General features: G+C 65.4%; 13 protein-coding genes and 5 tRNA genes. All 18 read right to left on the bottom strand.

The annotated features are described in order from the left end of the window. Positions 1 to 40 precede the first annotated feature (40 nt). Positions 41 to 4,258: a DNA-directed RNA polymerase subunit beta' gene (rpoC, locus tag JR065_RS13800; protein WP_206234838.1), complete on the bottom strand. Its 4,218-nt coding sequence runs from the start codon at positions 4,256 to 4,258 to the stop codon at positions 41 to 43. Between the two features lie 154 nt (positions 4,259 to 4,412). Beyond that, positions 4,413 to 8,564 (bottom strand): DNA-directed RNA polymerase subunit beta, encoded by a 4,152-nt coding sequence (gene rpoB / locus JR065_RS13795; protein WP_206234837.1) that lies wholly within the window; start codon positions 8,562 to 8,564, stop codon positions 4,413 to 4,415. A gap of 289 nt (positions 8,565 to 8,853) precedes the next feature. After that, positions 8,854 to 9,225, bottom strand: coding sequence for a 50S ribosomal protein L7/L12 (gene rplL / locus JR065_RS13790; protein ID WP_206234836.1), 372 nt, complete (start codon positions 9,223 to 9,225; stop codon positions 8,854 to 8,856). A gap of 63 nt (positions 9,226 to 9,288) precedes the next feature. Beyond that, positions 9,289 to 9,828: a 50S ribosomal protein L10 gene (gene rplJ / locus JR065_RS13785; RefSeq protein ID WP_206234835.1), complete on the bottom strand. Its 540-nt coding sequence runs from the start codon at positions 9,826 to 9,828 to the stop codon at positions 9,289 to 9,291. A gap of 483 nt (positions 9,829 to 10,311) precedes the next feature. After that, positions 10,312 to 11,010 carry a 50S ribosomal protein L1 gene (rplA, locus tag JR065_RS13780; protein ID WP_179571231.1) on the bottom strand — a complete coding sequence of 233 codons (699 nt, stop codon included), beginning with the start codon at positions 11,008 to 11,010 and terminating at the stop codon, positions 10,312 to 10,314. Positions 11,011 to 11,013: 3 nt separating this feature from the next. Beyond that, the gene (rplK, locus tag JR065_RS13775; protein WP_162315241.1) at positions 11,014 to 11,442 is read right to left on the bottom strand and encodes a 50S ribosomal protein L11; all 429 of its coding nucleotides are present in this window, start codon (positions 11,440 to 11,442) and stop codon (positions 11,014 to 11,016) included. A 198-nt stretch (positions 11,443 to 11,640) separates the two neighbouring features. Continuing rightward, on the bottom strand, positions 11,641 to 12,198 hold the full coding sequence (nusG, locus tag JR065_RS13770) for a transcription termination/antitermination protein NusG (protein WP_179571232.1): 558 nt from the start codon (positions 12,196 to 12,198) through the stop codon (positions 11,641 to 11,643). Between the two features lie 13 nt (positions 12,199 to 12,211). Further along, positions 12,212 to 12,625, bottom strand: coding sequence for a preprotein translocase subunit SecE (gene secE, locus JR065_RS13765; protein ID WP_206234834.1), 414 nt, complete (start codon positions 12,623 to 12,625; stop codon positions 12,212 to 12,214). Positions 12,626 to 12,675: 50 nt separating this feature from the next. After that, positions 12,676 to 12,751, bottom strand: a tRNA-Trp gene (locus JR065_RS13760). Between the two features lie 135 nt (positions 12,752 to 12,886). Next, the gene (tuf, locus tag JR065_RS13755; RefSeq protein ID WP_206234833.1) at positions 12,887 to 14,077 is read right to left on the bottom strand and encodes an elongation factor Tu; all 1,191 of its coding nucleotides are present in this window, start codon (positions 14,075 to 14,077) and stop codon (positions 12,887 to 12,889) included. Between the two features lie 44 nt (positions 14,078 to 14,121). Further along, positions 14,122 to 14,197, bottom strand: a tRNA-Thr gene (locus JR065_RS13750). A 33-nt stretch (positions 14,198 to 14,230) separates the two neighbouring features. Beyond that, a tRNA-Gly gene (locus tag JR065_RS13745) sits at positions 14,231 to 14,304 on the bottom strand. Between the two features lie 32 nt (positions 14,305 to 14,336). Next, a tRNA-Tyr gene (locus JR065_RS13740) sits at positions 14,337 to 14,422 on the bottom strand. Positions 14,423 to 14,588: 166 nt separating this feature from the next. Then, complete coding sequence (gene ychF / locus JR065_RS13735; protein ID WP_206234832.1) at positions 14,589 to 15,680, bottom strand: redox-regulated ATPase YchF; 1,092 nt, start codon at positions 15,678 to 15,680, stop codon at positions 14,589 to 14,591. Between the two features lie 122 nt (positions 15,681 to 15,802). After that, entirely contained in the window at positions 15,803 to 16,414 is a 612-nt protein-coding gene (gene pth / locus JR065_RS13730) for an aminoacyl-tRNA hydrolase (protein WP_206234831.1), read from the bottom strand. Positions 16,415 to 16,470: 56 nt separating this feature from the next. After that, positions 16,471 to 17,118 carry a 50S ribosomal protein L25/general stress protein Ctc gene (locus tag JR065_RS13725; RefSeq protein ID WP_206234830.1) on the bottom strand — a complete coding sequence of 216 codons (648 nt, stop codon included), beginning with the start codon at positions 17,116 to 17,118 and terminating at the stop codon, positions 16,471 to 16,473. A 167-nt stretch (positions 17,119 to 17,285) separates the two neighbouring features. After that, on the bottom strand, positions 17,286 to 18,245 hold the full coding sequence (locus tag JR065_RS13720; protein ID WP_206234829.1) for a ribose-phosphate diphosphokinase: 960 nt from the start codon (positions 18,243 to 18,245) through the stop codon (positions 17,286 to 17,288). A gap of 189 nt (positions 18,246 to 18,434) precedes the next feature. Further along, positions 18,435 to 18,511 (bottom strand) — tRNA-Gln (locus JR065_RS13715). Positions 18,512 to 18,523 lie beyond the last annotated feature (12 nt).

Here is an 18,523-nt window from a genome sequence, read left to right as displayed (position 1 = left end):
TTCGCTTGGAACTGCCGGCCCCGTCGGGGCCGGCAGCGGCTCACTCCTCGCTGCCGGCGGCGGCCGGAACCGGCGCTTCGACCGCAGGCTCGGCATTGCCGCCGGACAGGGTCTGCATTTCCGATTCGGTCAGGCCGCTGGCGTTGCGACGTCGCAGGCTGTGGTAAGCCAGGCCGGTGCCGGCCGGGATCAGGCGGCCGACGATCACGTTTTCCTTCAGGCCGCGCAGGGTGTCGCTGGTGCCGCGGACCGCCGCCTCGGTGAGGACGCGGGTGGTCTCCTGGAACGACGCCGCCGAGATGAACGACTCGGTGGCCAGCGAGGCCTTGGTGATGCCCAGCAGCACCGGGTCGTACTTGGCCGGCAGCTCGTTGCGGGTGGCCAGGCGGGCATTTTCCTCGATGACGCGCTGGCGCTCGGCCTGCTCGCCGTTGAGGAACTTGCTGTTGCCCTGGTCGGTGATCTCGACCTTGCGCAGCATCTGCCGGGTGATGACCTCGATGTGCTTGTCGTTGATCTTCACGCCCTGCAGGCGGTACACGTCCTGGATTTCCTTGACCAGGTACGCGGCCAGCGGCTCGACGCCGAGCAGGCGCAGGATGTCCTGCGGGCTCGGCTCGCCGTCGACCACGGTCTCGCCCTTGGCCACGTGCTCGCCTTCGAACACGATGATCTGGCGGTACTTCGGGATCAGCTCTTCGTGCTCGGAACCGTCGGTGTCCTTGATGATCAGGCGCTGCTTGCCCTTGGTGTCCTTGCCGAAGCTGATGATGCCCGAACGCTCGGCCAGGATCGCCGGATCCTTCGGCTTGCGCGCTTCGAACAGATCCGCCACGCGCGGCAGACCGCCGGTGATGTCGCGGGTCTTGGACGCTTCCTGCGGGATCTTGGCGACCACGTCGCCCACGCCCACGGCCGCGCCGTCCTGCAGGTTGACGATGGAGCGCGGCGGCAGCAGGTACTGCGCCGGCAGATCGGTACCCGGGATGGACAGGTCGTTGCCCTTGGCGTCGACGATGCGCACGATCGGGCGCAGGTCCTTGGCCTGGGTGCCGCGACGCTTCGGATCGGTGATCTCGCGCGAGGCCAGGCCGGTCAGCTCGTCGGTCTTCTCGATGACGGTGACGCCGTCGATGAAGTCGATGAAGCGGATGAAACCGGCCACTTCCGACACGATCGGGTGGTTATGCGGATCCCAGTTGGCGACCGACTGGCCGGCCTTGACCGCATCGCCGTCCTTGGCGGTGATGGTCGCGCCGTACGGCAGCTTGTAGCGCTCGCGCTCGCGGCCGTGGCCGTCGAGCACGGACAGTTCGCCCGAACGCGACACCGCCACCAGCGAACCGTTGGCGTGGTCGACCGACTTGAGGTTGTTGAACTTGACCGAGCCGGTGGTCTTGACCGTGATGTTGTCCACCGCCGCCGCACGCGAAGCCGCGCCGCCGATGTGGAACGTACGCATGGTCAGCTGGGTGCCGGGCTCGCCGATCGACTGCGCGGCGATGACGCCGACCGCTTCGCCGATGTTGACCAGATGGCCGCGGGCCAGGTCGCGGCCGTAGCAGCGCGCGCACACGCCGAACGAGGACTCGCAGGTGATCGTGGAGCGCACCTTCAGCGTCTGCACGCCGGCCTCTTCCAGCTTGGCCACCCACTGCTCGTCGAGCAGCGTGTTGCGGGTGACGATCGGATCCTCGTCGTTGCCCGGCAGGAACACGTCCTCGGCCACCACGCGACCGAGCACGCGGTCGCGCAAGGGCTCGACCACGTCGCCGCCTTCCACGATCGGGGTCATGGTCAGGCCGTCGGTGGTGCCGCAGTCCGGCTCGGTGATCACCACGTCCTGCGCCACGTCGACCAGGCGACGGGTCAGGTAACCGGAGTTCGCCGTCTTCAACGCGGTATCGGCCAGGCCCTTGCGCGCGCCGTGGGTGGAGTTGAAGTACTCCTGCACGTTCAGGCCTTCGCGGAAGTTGGCCTTGATCGGGGTCTCGATGATCGAGCCGTCCGGACGCGCCATCAGGCCGCGCATGCCGGCCAGCTGACGGATCTGCGCCTGGCTACCACGGGCACCGGAGTCGGCCATGATGTACAGCGAGTTCATCGACTTCTGGTCGATGGTCTCGCCCTTGGCGTTGACCACCTTCTCGGTGCCGATGGTGTCCATCATCGCCTTGGCGATGCGCTCGTTGGTGCGCGACCAGATGTCCACGACCTTGTTGTAGCGCTCGCCGGCGGTGACCAGGCCGGACTGGTACTGCTCCTGGATCTCCAGCACTTCCTGCTCGGCTTCGCCGAGGATGCCCTTCTTCTCCGACGGGATCAGCATGTCGTCGATGCCGATCGACACGCCGGCGCGGGTCGCGTAGGCGAAGCCGGTGTACATCAGCTTGTCGGCGAACACCACGCTGTCCTTCAGGCCCAGCTGGCGGTAGCTGGAGTTGATCAGGCGGCTGATGTTCTTCTTGGTCAGCTCGGTGTTGGCCAGCGCGAACGGCAGGCCCTCCGGCAGGATTTCGGCCAGCAGCGCGCGCCCGATCGTGGTGTCCACGATCGAGGTCTTCTTGCTGCGGTTGCCGTCCTCGTCGATCACCGTCTCGGTGATGCGGACCTTGACCTTGGCGTGCAGTTCGACCGCACGGTTGTCGTAGGCACGCTTCACTTCGGCAATGTTGGCGAACACCATGCCCTCGCCCTTCTTGTTCTCCAGGGCGCGGCTCATGTAGTACAGGCCCAGCACCACGTCCTGCGACGGCACGATGATCGGCTCGCCGTTGGCCGGGGACAGGATGTTGTTGGTCGACATCATCAGCGCGCGCGCTTCCAGCTGCGCTTCCAGCGACAGCGGCACGTGCACGGCCATCTGGTCGCCGTCGAAGTCGGCGTTGAACGCGGTGCAGACCAGCGGATGCAGCTGGATCGCCTTGCCTTCGATCAGCACCGGCTCGAACGCCTGGATGCCCAGGCGGTGCAGGGTCGGCGCGCGGTTCAGCAGCACCGGGTGCTCGCGGATGACCTCTTCCAGGATGTCCCAGACTTCGGCTTCTTCGCGCTCGACCAGCTTCTTGGCGGCCTTGATGGTGGTGGCCAGGCCGCGACGCTGCAGCTTGGCGAACACGAACGGCTTGAACAGCTCCAGCGCCATCTTCTTCGGCAGGCCGCACTCGTGCAGGCGCAGGGTCGGGCCGACCACGATGACCGAACGGCCGGAGTAGTCCACGCGCTTGCCGAGCAGGTTCTGGCGGAAGCGGCCCTGCTTGCCCTTGATCATGTCGGCCAGCGACTTCAAAGGCCTCTTGTTCGTGCCGGTGATGGCACGGCCGCGGCGGCCGTTGTCCAGCAGCGCATCCACCGACTCCTGCAGCATGCGCTTCTCGTTGCGCACGATGATGTCAGGCGCATTGAGTTCGAGCAGGCGGCGCAGGCGGTTGTTGCGGTTGATGACGCGGCGGTACAGGTCGTTCAGGTCGGAGGTCGCGAAGCGGCCGCCGTCCAGCGGCACCAGCGGACGCAGGTCCGGCGGCAGCACCGGCAGCACGGTCATCACCATCCACTCCGGACGGTTGCCCGACTCCAGGAACGCCTCGACCAGCTTGATCCGCTTGGTCAGACGCTTGAGCTTGGTTTCCGAACCGGTGCCGGCGATCTCCTCGCGCAGGCGGGTCATTTCCGACTGCAGGTCGATCGTGCGCAGCAGCTCGTACACGGCCTCGGCGCCCATCGCGGCGTCGAAGTCGTCGCCATGCTCCTGGCGCGCGGTCAGGTACTGCTCTTCGGTCAGCAGCTGGCGGCGCTCCAGGGCGGTCAGGCCCGGCTCGGTGACGACATAGGCTTCGAAGTACAGCACGCGCTCGATGTCGCGCAGGGTCATGTCCAGCATCAGGCCGATGCGCGAGGGCAGCGACTTGAGGAACCAGATGTGCGCGACCGGCGAGGCCAGGTCGATGTGGCCCATGCGCTCGCGGCGCACCTTGGCCAGGGTCACTTCGGTGCCGCACTTCTCGCAGACCACGCCGCGGTGCTTCATGCGCTTGTACTTGCCGCACAGGCACTCGTAGTCCTTGATCGGGCCGAAGATCGCGGCGCAGAACAGGCCGTCGCGCTCGGGCTTGAAGGTGCGGTAGTTGATGGTTTCCGGCTTCTTCACTTCGCCGAAGGACCACGAACGGATCAGGTCGGGCGAAGCCAACGCGATCTTGATCGCGTCGAAGTCCAGCGTCTGGCGCTGCTGGTTGAAGAGATTGAGCAGGTCTTTCATTGGGTATCTCCGGGTCGGAGGAATTTCGTATCGAGGACGGGGCGGGAAGGCTTTTTGCGGGACTCGGGACTCGGGACTCGGGACTCGGAAAGCAGGAGCGCTCGCGCTTCTCGCTTTTCCGAGTCCCGGGTCCCGGGTCCCGCGTCCCGGCTCCTTAGTCTTCCAATTCCATGTTGATGGCCAGCGAGCGGATTTCCTTCACCAGCACGTTGAAGGATTCCGGCATGCCCGCGACCATCTCGTGCTCGCCGTCGACGATGTTCTTGTACATCTGGTTGCGGCCCTGCACGTCGTCGGACTTCACCGTCAGCATTTCCTGCAGGGTGTAGGCCGCGCCGTAGGCTTCCAGCGCCCAGACTTCCATTTCGCCGAAGCGCTGGCCGCCGAACTGCGCCTTGCCGCCCAGCGGCTGCTGGGTGACGAGCGAGTACGGACCGGTCGAACGCGCGTGCATCTTGTCGTCCACCAGGTGGTTCAGCTTCAGCATGTGCATGTAGCCGACCGTGGTGTGGCGGTCGAACGCCTCGCCGGTGCGGCCGTCGTACAGCTGGGTCTGGCCGCTGATCGGCAGGTCGGCGAGTTCGAGCATGTGCTTGATCTCCGCTTCGGTGGCGCCGTCGAACACCGGGGTGGCCATCGGCACGCCGTCGGTCAGGTTGCCGGCCAGGCGCAGCAGCTCTTCGTCACTGAACTGATCCAGGTCCACACGGTCCTCGCCCAGCTTCTGGTCGTGGTTGTAGATCTGGGTCAGGAACTTGCGCAGGTCGGCGACCTTGGTCTGCGCTTCGAGCATGTTCTGGATCTTGCGACCCAGGCCCTTGGCGGCCCAGCCCAGATGCACTTCCAGCACCTGGCCGATGTTCATGCGCGACGGCACGCCCAGCGGGTTCAGCACGATGTCCACGGTCTCGCCGTTGGCCATGTACGGCATGTCCTCGATCGGCTGGATCATCGACACGACACCCTTGTTGCCGTGGCGGCCGGCCATCTTGTCGCCGGGCTGGATGCGTCGCTTCACCGCCAGGAACACCTTGACCATCTTCAGCACGCCCGGGGCGAGGTCGTCGCCGGCGGTGATCTTGCCGCGCTTGTCGGCGAAGCGACGCTCGAATTCCTTCTCGTGCGCCTGGATCTGCTTCTGCGCGCGCTCGATGGCGTCGGAGGCGTCCTCGTCCTTCATCCGCAGCGCGAACCAGTCGGACTTCTTCAGCCCGTCCAGGTACGCGTCGGTGACGATGTCGCCCTTCTTCAGGTTCGGACCGCCGTTGGCGACCTTGCCGATCAGCTGCGCGCGCATGCGCGCATAGATCGCGCTTTCCAGGATGCGGAACTGGTCGTCGAAGTCCTTCTTGACCCGCTTGATCTCGTTCTCCTCGATCTGGCGGGCGCGCTTGTCCTTCTCGATGCCGTCGCGGGTGAACACCTGCACGTCGATGACGGTGCCGTCCATGCCCGGCGGCACGCGCAGCGAGCTGTCCTTCACGTCAGAGGCCTTCTCGCCGAAGATCGCGCGCAGCAGCTTCTCTTCCGGGGTCAGCTGGCTCTCGCCCTTCGGCGTGACCTTGCCGACCATGATGTCGCCGGCGCGCACTTCGGCGCCGATGTACACCACGCCCGACTCGTCCAGGCGGTTCAGCGCCTGCTCGGACACGTTCGGGATGTCGGCGGATATTTCCTCCGGCCCCAGCTTGGTGTCGCGCGCCACGCAGGTCAGCTCTTCGATGTGGATCGTGGTGTAGCGATCCTCCTCCACCACGCGCTCGGAGAGCAGGATGGAGTCTTCGAAGTTGTAGCCGTTCCACGGCATGAACGCGATCAGCATGTTCTGGCCCAGGGCCAGCTCGCCGATGTCGGTCGAGGGACCGTCGGCCAGCACGTCGCCGCGCGCGATCACGTCGCCCACATTGACCAGCGGACGCTGGTTGATGCAGGTGTTCTGGTTGGAGCGCGTGTACTTGATCAGGTTGTAGATGTCCACGCCGGCATCGGTGCCGCCGCCGATCTCTTCCTCGTTGACCTTGACCACGATGCGGCCGGCGTCGATCTGCTCGATCACGCCGCCACGGCGGGCGTTCACGGTCACGCCCGAGTCGCGCGCCACGGCGCGCTCGATGCCGGTGCCGACCAGCGGTTTCTGCGCACGCAGCGTCGGTACCGCCTGGCGCTGCATGTTCGCGCCCATCAGCGCGCGGTTGGCGTCGTCGTGCTCCAGGAACGGCACCAGCGCCGCGGCGATGGACACCGTCTGCATCGGCGACACGTCCATGAAGTGCACCTCGGCCGGCGGCTTCAGCAGCGACTCGCCCTGGTAGCGGCACGGCACGAACTGCTCGGTCAGGCGGCTCTTGGAGTCGTGCAGCGCGTTGGCCTGCGCGATCACGTACTCGTTCTCCTCGATCGCCGACAGGTACTCGACATCGTCGGTGATCTGGCCGTCCAGCACCTTGCGGTACGGCGTCTCCAGGAAGCCGTACTGGTTGGTGCGGGCATACACCGCCAGCGAGTTGATCAGGCCGATGTTCGGGCCTTCCGGCGTCTCGATGGTGCAGACGCGGCCGTAGTGGGTCGGATGCACGTCGCGCACTTCGAAGCCGGCGCGCTCGCGGGTCAGGCCGCCCGGGCCGAGCGCGGAGACGCGGCGCTTGTGCGTCACTTCCGACAGCGGGTTGTTCTGGTCCATGAACTGCGACAGCTGCGAGGAGCCGAAGAATTCCTTGATCGCGGCGGCCACCGGCTTGGCGTTGATCAGTTCCTGCGGGGTCAGGCCTTCGGACTCGGCCATCGACAGGCGCTCCTTGACCGCGCGCTCGACGCGGACCAGGCCCACGCGGAACACGTTCTCGGCCATCTCGCCGACCGAACGCACGCGACGGTTGCCCAGGTGGTCGATGTCGTCGACCACGCCGCGGCCGTTGCGGATCTCGGTCAGCACCTTGATCACGTCCAGGATGTCGGAGCTGTCGGCGTGCTCGGCGACCAGGCGCTTGGCCTCTTCGTCGTTGCGCTCGCCGAAGTACTTCTTGTCGTACAGCACCGACTCGCCGGTGACTTCCTTGCGGCCGACACGGCGGTTGAACTTCATGCGGCCGACCGTGGACAGGTCGTAGCGCTCGAAGGTGAAGAACAGGTTGTGGAACAGGTTCTGCGCCGCGTCCTTGGTCGGCGGCTCGCCCGGACGCATCATCCGGTAGATCTCGACCAGCGCTTCGAGCTGGGTCTTGGTCGGGTCGATGCGCAGGGTGTTGGACAGGTACGGACCGCGGTCCAGGTCGTTGACCCACAGCGTGCCCACGGCGTCGACGCCGGCCTTGCGGAACGCGGTCAGCTGGTCTTCGCTGATCTCGTCGTTGGCGCTGGCGAGCAGTTCGCCGGTCGAGGCATCGACCACGTCGTGCGACAGGATGCGGCCGACCAGGTATTCGTCGGGCACGGCCAGCGCGGCGACGCCGGCGGCTTCGAGCTGCTTGACGTGGCGCGCGGTGATGCGCTTGCCGGCCTCGACGATGACCTTGTCGCCGTCGGCCAGGTCGAAGTTCAGCGTCTCGCCGCGCAGGCGCTCGGGCACCAGCTCCAGCTGCACGCCTTCCTTGGGGTCGATGTGGAAGGTGTTGATCTCGAAGAACTCGGCCAGCATCTCTTCGTTGCTGTAGCCGAGCGCGCGCAGCAGGATCGACACCGGCAGCTTGCGGCGGCGGTCGATACGGGTGAACAGCGCGTCCTTCGGGTCGAACTCGAAGTCCAGCCAGGAACCGCGGTACGGGATGATGCGGGCGCTGTACAGCAGCTTGCCCGAGCTGTGGGTCTTGCCGCGGTCGTGATCGAAGAACACGCCCGGCGAACGGTGCAGCTGCGAGACGATCACGCGCTCGGTGCCGTTGACGATGAAGGTGCCGTTCTCGGTCATCAGCGGGATCTCGCCGAGGTAGACCTCCTGCTCCTTCACGTACTTGATGGCCTTGGTCGAGGACTCGCGGTCGTAGATCACCAGGCGCACGGTCACGCGCAGCGGCGCGCCGTAGCTCATGCCGCGCTGGCGGCATTCACGCTCGTCGAACACCGGATCGCCCAGCTTGTAGCCGACGTATTCCAGCGCGGCGTTGCCGCTGTAGCTGGAAATGGGGAACACCGATTTCAGGGCCGCGTGCAGGCCGTGGTCCGAACGCTTGTTCGGGTCGGTGTTCTCCTGCAGGAACTCGCGGTAGGAATCCACCTGGATCGCCAGCAGGAACGGCACTTCGAGAATCGAGCGCTGCTTGCCGAAATCCTTGCGGATACGCTTCTTTTCGGTGAACGAATAGGACGTCATGAGGTATCACCTTGGCTGTGCGGGCCGCGCGTCCGCGGCCCTGAGTGAACATAAATTGTCAGTTGGAAGTCGCTGGTATTGCCGGCACCAGCACGCCTTCTCTTGCTACTTCCAACTACCAACTCGGTGAGGCCGAGATTGGGGATCAGGGGATTCGGGACGAGCCAGGCGGCCCCGACCGAATCTCCAACGCCGAATTTCCCGGCTTTGCAACAACGGCCAAAGGCCGGGGGCTTGCGCCCCCAGCCTTCGATGCATCACCTGACACGCTGGCGATGCAAGATGCCGATTACTTGATTTCGACGGTCGCGCCGGCGGCCTCGAGATCCTTCTTGAACTTCTCGGAATCTTCCTTCGACACGGCTTCCTTGACGGTCTGCGGAGCACCCTCGACGAGGTCCTTCGCTTCCTTCAGGCCCAGGCCGGTGATGGCGCGGACAGCCTTGATGACTTCGACCTTCTTCTCACCGACAGCCTTCAGGGTGACGGTGAACTCGGTCTGCTCTTCGACCGGGGCGGCGGCAGCGGCCGGGCCGGCAGCGGCGACCGGGGCGGCGGCGGAGACGCCAAACTTCTCTTCGATGGCCTTGACCAGCTCCATCACTTCCATGAGGGACTTTTCGGCGATTGCGTCGACGATCTGTTCGTTAGACAGGGACATTGTGATTACCTTTGGAATTTTTTCTGGATGAGGTTCTAGTGAACCGTTTCAGGTGTCGCGAACTTAAGCCGTTTCGGCCGGGGCTTCTTCCGCTGCGGCGGGGGCTTCTTCGCCACCACCGAGCTTGTCGCCCACTGCCTTGACCGCGCGGGCGAACATGCTCGCCGGCTCGGCGAGGACACGTGCCAGCATGGCCAGCGCCTGCTCGCGGGTCGGCAGCGATGCCAGCACCTCGAGATGAGCGGCCGGATACAGCTGGCCACCCACAGACACGACCTTGGCCTGCAGCTTGTCGTTACCCTTGGCGAATTCCTTGATCAGACGACCGGCAGCGCCGGGTTCTTCCGTCGAGAACGCATACAGCAGCGGACCGACCAGCGCGTCCTGGACGCACTCGTATTCGGTACCGGCAACGGCACGCGAGGCCAGGGTGTTCTTGACAACACGCAAGTACACACCGGTTTCGCGCGCCTTCTTGCGCATCGCGGTCAGCTGGGCGACCGTGATGCCGGCGTACTCGGCAGCAACCAAGGAGTGAGCCTTCGCGGCAACGTCTGCCAGTTCGGCGACGACTTCTTGCTTCTGGGACAGATTGAGAGCCATTGCACTCCTCCGTTAAAGCCGGGCTCGAGGCCGGTCGTTCGCGAGTCGCAGGAGCCGTGATGCGCTCTTGCCAATCCCCGATTCCGAATCCCGAATCCCTGCTTCAAACATACTCCGCTCACGGCTCCTGCCGCTTGCGGTCCTGGGCGGCCTCCATCCTGGATGCCGGGGACGCCGAAATGGAATCCCAGTTGGTGGCCGTTCCAGACCTGGAGTGAGCGCGGCCGGGAAACCCGACTGGCCTGAACCAGAAAAACTCCAGAAAGGCGGCACCATCTACGCCGGCCCGTCCCCGAGGGGACTGGATTAAGCGATCCCGCTGTACCGACGGCGACTCCTTGCCATATCGAGCTTCCGTGCCCGTCGTCGGTATGCGCCGACCGCGCCTGCGGTCTTTGACGGCTTCGCGTCGGGTTGCCCCTGGCGACGCCTTCAAAAGGGTGGAACCGGCGGCGCGCCTCGCGGAGCGCCGCCGTGATGCGATTACTTGAGGGACAGCGACGCCTGATCGACGGTGACGCCCGGACCCATGGTCGAGCTCACCGAGATCTTCTGCAGGTAGGTGCCCTTGGACGTGGCCGGCTTGGCCTTGACCAGGTCCATCAGCAGCGCCTGCAGGTTGTTCTTCAGCGCGTCGTCTTCGAAGCTGGCCTTGCCGATGGTGCAGTGGATGATGCCGGCCTTGTCGGTGCGGTAGCGCACCTGGCCCGACTTGGCGTTCTTCACCGCTTCGGCCGGATTGGCCGAGACGGTGCCGACCTTCGGGTTCGGCATCAGGCCGCGCGGGCCCAGCAGCGTGCCCAGCTTGCCGACGACGCGCATCGCGTCCGGGGTGGCGATGACCACGTCGTAGTTCAGGTCGCCGGCCTGCATCTTCTCGGCCAGGTCGTCCATGCCCACCGCTTCGGCACCGGCGGCCAGGGCTTCGTCAGCCTTGGCGCCGGCCGGGGCGAACACGGCCACGCGCACGCTCTTGCCGGTACCGGCCGGCAGCACAGTGGAACCGCGCACCTGCTGGTCCGACTTCTTCGCATCCACGCCCAGGCGCACGGCCACGTCGACGGCTTCGACGAACTTGGCCTTGCTGGTGGACTTGATGATCTTCAGCGCTTCGTCGATCGAATACGCCTTGCCCGGCTGCACGGCAGCACGGATCGCTTTCTGTCGCTTGGTCTGTGCCATCGCTTAACCCTCCACCGTCAGGCCCATGCTGCGGGCGGAACCCGCAATCGTACGTACCGCCGCTTCCAGCTCGGCTGCAGTCAGGTCGGCTTCCTTCGCCTTGGCGATGTCCTCGAGCTGCTTGCGGGTGACCTTGCCCACCTTTTCGGTGTTGGGGCGCTTGGAACCGGAGGTGACGCCCGCCGCCTTCTTCAACAGGACGGTGGCCGGGGTGCTCTTGGTGATGAAGGTGAAGGTACGGTCCGAGTAGGCCGTGATGATGACCGGAGTGGGCAGGCCCGGCTCCAGCTTCTGCGTGGCGGCATTGAACGCCTTGCAGAACTCCATGATGTTCAGGCCGCGCTGACCCAGCGCAGGACCGACCGGCGGCGAGGGGTTGGCCTGACCGGCCTTCACCTGCAGCTTGATGTAACCGACTACTTTCTTTGCCATTTTAGTGTCTCCGGGTGCTAGCGCCCAAACCGCAGGCTCCCCATCGCGACGGGAAAATCACGTGTCCCGCCATCACGTTTGAAGTGCGCAGAAAGCCGCCTTGCGGCGGCTTCCGGTCTGCCCGGCGACAAGCCTGGACAGCGAGCCGCGCAGTATAGCAGGGTTTTGGGTGTCCGGCGCAGCCGCGCCGGCGCGGGCTCAGGCCTTCTCGACCTGGCCGAATTCCAGCTCCACCGGGGTCGAGCGACCGAAGATCAGCACCGCCACGCGCAGGCGGCTCTTCTCGTAGTTGACTTCCTCGACCACGCCGTTGAAGTCGTTGAACGGGCCGTCGGTGACCCGGACCATCTGGCCCGGCTCGAACAGCACCTTCGGACGCGGCTTCTCCACGCCGTCCTGGACGCGCTGCAGGATCGCATCGGCCTCTTCGTCGCGGATCGGCAGCGGACGGTCGGCGGTGCCGCCGATGAAGCCCATCACCTTCGGGGTTTCCTTGACCAGGTGCCAGCTTTCGTTGTCGATGCGCGGGATGCCGGCCTCTTCGTGGGTCTCGATCTGCACCAGCACGTAACCCGGGAAGAACTTGCGCTCGGAACGGCGCTTCTGGCCGGAGCGCATCTCGATCACTTCCTCGGTCGGCACCAGGACGTCGCCGAAGCGCTCCTGCATCTCGTCACGCACAATACGGTCGCGCAGCGCTTGGGCCACGGACTTCTCGAAGCCTGAATAGGCGTGAACGACATACCAACGCTTCACTGCTGCATTCTCCTCAACGACTCACGAACCACTGCATCAGCTTCTGGATCACGAAATCGAAACCGCCCAGCAGCAGACTCAGAATGATCACCACCACGATCACCACCCAGGTGGTACGGATCGCCTCCTGCCGCGTCGGCCACACCACCTTGCGCAGTTCGAACCGGGACTCGGACAGGAACTCGCGCGCCTCGCGGCCCTTGGCGGTCATCATGAACACCGCCGCGCCGGCGACCAGGCCGATGATCACGGCCAGGCCGCGCAGCGGCGCCGACCAGCCGCCCAGCGGCGCCGAACGGATGGGGTCGTCGAACCAGAACCAGACGAACAGACCCGCGACCACCAGCAAGGCGGCGATCACGTACTTGACGATGTCGCCACCCGAGGAAGCGGCGGCACCTTTGGAATGCTCGATCTTGCTGTTCATCCGACTCTTGCTGCTGGTGCGACCAAGGTCACTGGATAGGGGAGGCAGAATGGCACGCCAGGAGGGACTCGAACCCCCAACCTGCGGTTTTGGAGACCGCTGCTCTGCCAATTGAGCTACTGGCGTGTAGAAAAACGACTGCACTTCCCTTAGACGGCGAAGGCGGACCGAAGGTTCCGGCCCGCCCTTCGCTCGGCCGGCAGCCCAGGCTGCCGGTACAACGTCGAACTCCGGCGACCCTGGGGGCCGCCGGAGCGGGCATTACTTGATGATCTTGGCAACCACGCCGGCGCCGACGGTGCGGCCGCCTTCGCGGATCGCGAAACGCAGGCCTTCGTCCATCGCCACCGGGTTGATCAGCGACACCACCATCTTCACGTTGTCGCCCGGCATCACCATCTCCACGCCTTCCGGCAGCTCGCACGCGCCGGTGATGTCGGTGGTGCGGAAGTAGAACTGCGGACGGTAGCCCTTGAAGAACGGGGTGTGGCGGCCGCCCTCGTCCTTCGACAGCACGTACACTTCGGCTTCGAAGTCGGTGTGCGGCTTGATCGAACCCGGCTTGCACAGCACCTGGCCGCGCTCCACGTCGTCACGCTTGGTGCCGCGCAGCAGCAGACCCGCGTTGTCGCCCGCCTGGCCCTGGTCCAGCAGCTTGCGGAACATTTCCACGCCGGTCACGGTGGTCTTCTGCGTGGTGCGGATGCCGACGATCTCGATTTCGTCGCCCACCTTGATCACGCCGCGCTCGATACGGCCGGTCACCACGGTGCCGCGGCCCGAGATCGAGAACACGTCTTCCACCGGCATCAGGAACGGCTTGTCGATGTCGCGCTCCGGCTGCGGGATGTAGCTGTCCAGCGCATCCACCAGCTTGATGATCGCCGGCACGCCGATCTCGCTCTGGTCGCCTTCCAGCGCCTTCAGCGCCGAACCGTGGATGATCGGGGTGTCGTCGCCCGGGAAATCGTACTTGCTCAGCAGCTCGCGCACTTCCATCTCGACCAGCTCGAGCAGCTCGGCGTCGTCGACCATGTCGGCCTTGTTCAGGAACACCACGATGTACGGCACGCCGACCTGACGCGCCAGCAGGATGTGCTCGCGGGTCTGCGGCATCGGGCCGTCCGCGGCCGAGCACACCAGGATCGCGCCGTCCATCTGCGCCGCACCGGTGATCATGTTCTTCACGTAGTCGGCGTGGCCCGGGCAATCCACGTGCGCGTAGTGGCGGTTCGGGGATTCGTATTCCACGTGCGCGGTCGAGATCGTGATCCCGCGCGCCTTCTCTTCCGGCGCCGCGTCGATCGCGTCGTACGCCTTGAATTCGCCGCCAAAGCGCTCTGCGCCGATCTTCGTCAGCGCCGCGGTCAGCGTCGTCTTACCGTGGTCAACGTGACCGATCGTGCCCACGTTCACGTGGGGCTTGGTGCGCTCGAACTTACCCTTGGCCATGGCTGCTTCTTCTCGATGATCGTAGAAAGATTGACGACTGAATATGGTGCTCACGAAAGGAATCGAACCTTCGACCTCCTCCTTACCAAGGAGGTGCTCTACCGACTGAGCTACGTGAGCGTTGTTCTATTGTGACACCTAAAGCGCGTTCAATGGAGCGGGAGACGGGAATCGAACCCGCACCATCAGCTTGGAAGGCTGAGGTTCTACCGTTGAACTACTCCCGCTACGGGATGCCGCATTGCCACAACAAAATAACTGGTGGAGGGAGGTGGATTCGAACCACCGAAGGCGTAAGCCAGCAGATTTACAGTCTGCCCCCGTTGGCCGCTTGGGTATCCCTCCAACTGCCCGTTCCGCGTTGGCCGCAAGGCCGAAATCAGACCGGGGTGAAACAGCCCGCTATTCTTCCCTGACACCCTGGGCTTGTCAACAGTATTTTGACGCGGCGCGCGCGGGAAGCGCCCGGCGGTGCGCAGCGTCCGAGGAAGCCCGGACCTGCGCGCGCCCGTCACACATTGAAGCGGAAATGCAGCACGTCGCCTTCCTGCACGCGGTATTCCTTGCCTTCCAGGCGCAGCCGCCCGGCCTCGCGCGCGCCGGCCTCGCCCTTGTACTTGATGAAGTCGTCGTAGGCGATGGTTTCGGCGCGGATGAAGCCCTTCTCGAAGTCGGTGTGGATCACGGCCGCGGCCTGCGGCGCGGTCGAGCCCGCCTTCACCGTCCACGCGCGCACTTCCTTCACCCCGGCGGTGAAGTAGGTCTGCAGCCCGAGCAGCTTGTAGGCGGCGCGGATCACCCGGTTCAGGCCCGGCTCGGCCAGGCCCAGGTCGGCCAGGAACGTGTCGCGGTCGGCGTCGTCCAGTTGCGACAGCTCTTCCTCGATCGCCGCCGACACCGGCACCACCTCGGCGCCCTCGGTGGCCGCCCGCGCGCGCACCGCATCCAGGTGCGGATTGTTGTCGAACCCGTCCTCGAGCACGTTGGCGATGTACATCACCGGCTTGAGCGTCAACAGGAACAGGTCGCGCACCAGCGCCTTCTCCTCCTCGTCCAGCCCGGCGCTGCGGCCGGCCTTGCCGTCGGCCAGCGCGGCCTGCAGCTTGGCCAGCACCGGCTTGCGCGCCGCCGCGTCCTTGTCGCCGCCCTTGGCGCTGCGCTCGGCGCGGTTGAGCGCCTTTTCCACGCTGTCCAGGTCGGCCAGCGCCAGCTCGGTGTCGATGGTCTCGATATCGGAGATCGGATCGACCTTGTTGTTCACGTGGATGATGTCGCCGTGCTCGAAGCAGCGCACCACGTGGGTGATCGCATCGACCTCGCGGATGTGCGCCAGGAACTTGTTGCCCAGGCCCTCGCCGCTGGCCGCGCCGGCGACCAGGCCGGCGATGTCGACGAACTCCACCGCGGTCGGCACGACCTTCTGCGGATTGATGATCGCCGCCAGCTCGCCGAGCCGCGGATCGGGCACCGGCACCACGCCGACGTTCGGTTCGATGGTGCAGAACGGAAAGTTGGCCGCGGCGATGCCCGCCTTGGTCAGCGCATTGAACAGGGTCGACTTGCCGACGTTGGGCAGGCCGACGATGCCGCACTTAATGCCCATTGTTGGCTCCGGGACTCGGGACTCGGGACTCGGGACTCGGCGCAAAGCCGGCACGCGGTTGTTTGTACATTCGCAGCAATCCTATGTTCATGGGGTGAGACAGGGACATGCTTCCAGGGAATTCAGGGGTTTCGAGTCCCGAGTCCCGAGTCCCGAGTCCCGACCGTATGCAGCCGCTTCATCGCCTCGTTGAAATCGCCGTTCACCGCCAGCGGCAGCACCGCGATGGCGTCGTCGATGGCGCGGTCGATCAGGATCTGGTCGTCCTTGCTGGCGCGTCCGAGCACCCACGGCACGACCTTGTCCTTGTGCCCGGGGTGGCCGATGCCGATGCGCAGCCGGTGGAAGCCGGCGTGCCCCAGCAGACGGATGGTGTCGCGCAACCCGTTCTGGCCGCCATGGCCGCCGTCGAACTTCAAGCGCGCCGTGCCCGGCGCCAGATCCAGTTCGTCGTGCGCCAGCAGCGCCTGCTCGGGTTCGATCTTCCAGTAACGCAGCGCGGCGATCACCGACTTGCCGCTGAGATTCATGAAGGTGGCCGGTTTCAACAGCCACACCGCCTGCCCGGCCACGTCGGCCTTGGCGGTTTCACCGAACAGCTTGGCGTCCACGCTCCAGCGCGCGCCGGCCCGTTCGGCCAGATGTTCGACGAAGCGAAACCCGGCGTTGTGCCGGGTATTCGCGTGTTCCGGTCCGGGGTTGCCCAGACCGACGATCAGACGCAGGCCAGCCATACCGCAGGCAATCGCCGCTGCGCCCGGACCGAACGATCCGGACGCAGCACGGGCGATTACTTGGCGCCGTCCTTCTTCGGCTCGGCCGCAGCCGGCGCCTCGGCCTCTTCCGGCTCGGCCTCGACACGGCCGTGCTTGGCGATGACCACCGCCACGTCGTGCTCCTTGCCCAGCTTCAGCTCGGGCAGCTCGACGCCGGCCGGCAGCTTCAGGTCGGACAGGTGGATCACGTCGCCGACGCTCAGCGTGGACAGGTCGACTTCGACGAACTCCGGCAGGTCCTTCGGCAGGCACACGACCTGGATCTCGTTCAGCTCGTGGGTGACCACGACTTCGGCCGACTTGCCGGCCGGCGAGGTGTCCTCGTTGAGGAAGTGCAGCGGCACCGAAGCGTGCAGCACTTCGTTGTCGTTCACGCGCTGGAAGTCGATGTGCATGATCAGCTGCTTGAACGGGTGACGCTGCATATCGCGCAGCAGCACCTTCTGCACGTCGCCGTTCAGGCTCAGGCTCAGGATCGACGAATAGAACCAGTCGTTCTGGCTGGCGAGCCAGACTTCGTTGTGGTTCAACTCGATGTTGACCGGCTTCAGGTCGCCACCGTAGACGATGGCGGGGATCAGGCCGTCGCGACGGAGGCGGCGGCTCGCACCCTTACCCTCGACCTCGCGGCGCTGAACCTTGATTTCATGTGTGGTTGCCATTTGCGTTTACTACCTAGGTTGAATGAACCGCCTCGCGGCGGTTTTGAGGACTCTTCCGCGACCAGAAGAGTCGTTGGAAAGCCGGGATTCGGCATTCGGGATTGGGGATTCGCAACAGCGCCTGCTCTGCGAATCCCCAATCCCGAATCCCCAATCCCCGCCCTTGATCAATCCACGTACAACGAACTCACCGATTCGCCGAAGGCGATGCGGCGGATGGTTTCGGCCAGCAGCTCGGCGACGCTGAGCTGGCGGATCTTGTTGCAGCCGCGCGCGGCGTCCGACAGCGGGATGGTGTCGGTGACCACCAGTTCGTCCAGCTGCGAATTGCTGATGTTGCTGACCGCCGGGCCCGACAGCACCGGATGGGTGCAGTACGCGGCCACCTTCAGCGCGCCCTGTGCCTTCAGCGCGGCCGCGGCGGCGCACAGCGTGCCGGCGGTGTCGACGATGTCGTCGACCAGCACGCAGGTCTTGCCTTCGACGTCGCCGATGATGTTCATCACCGTGGACACGTTGGCGCGCGGGCGGCGCTTGTCGATGATCGCCAGGTCGGCGTCGTCCAGGCGCTTGGCCACCGCGCGCGCGCGGACCACGCCGCCCACGTCCGGCGACACCACGATCAGGTTGTCGGTGCCGTAGGCGCGCCAGATGTCGGCCAGCAGCAGCGGCGAGGCGTAGACGTTGTCGACCGGGATGTCGAAGAAGCCCTGGATCTGGTCGGCATGCAGGTCGACGGTCAGCACGCGGTCGGCGTTGACCGCCGAGAACATCTTCGCCGCGACCTTGGCGGTGATCGGCACGCGCGAGGAACGCATGCGCCGGTCCTGCCGCGAATAGCCGAAGTACGGCACCACCGCGGTGACGCTGGCGGCGCTGGCGCGCTTGAGCGCGTCGATCAGCACCAGCAGCTCCATCAGGTTCTCCGCGCTCGGCGCGCAGGTCGGCTGGATCACGAACACTTCCTGCCGGCGCACGTTCTCCTCGATCTCCACCTGCACTTCGCCGTCGGAGAAGCGCGAGACCATCGCCTTGCCCGGACGCACGCCCAGCTCCTGGCAGATGTTCTTGGCCAGAAGCTTGTTGGCATTGCCGGAGAACACCAGCAGGTTGCGTTGATCTTGCATGAGGGTTCTCTTGGGCGGCGGCAAAGAGCGTGAAGCGAAGAAACAGCGTGGAACCGGAAAACCAGGCGAAGCGAGCTTCTACCCGTCGAACCCCCGCACATGGATGTGCGGGCTTTTGCGAGGGACTCGCATTTTTGAATCCCCGCACACGGATGTGCGGGCTCTTGCAGAGGGACCTGCATACACAAATGGCAGGGGCGGTAGGATTCGAACCTACGAATGCCAGGATCAAAACCTGGTGCCTTGGGCCTCTTGGCGACGCCCCTGCATGGAACACT

Origin of the sequence: Xanthomonas sp., assembly GCF_017163755.1 — a bacterium.
Classification (GTDB): domain Bacteria; phylum Pseudomonadota; class Gammaproteobacteria; order Xanthomonadales; family Xanthomonadaceae; genus Xanthomonas_A.
Note: the sequence above shows the minus strand (reverse complement) of the source record. Positions and strands in the feature narration are given on the sequence as shown.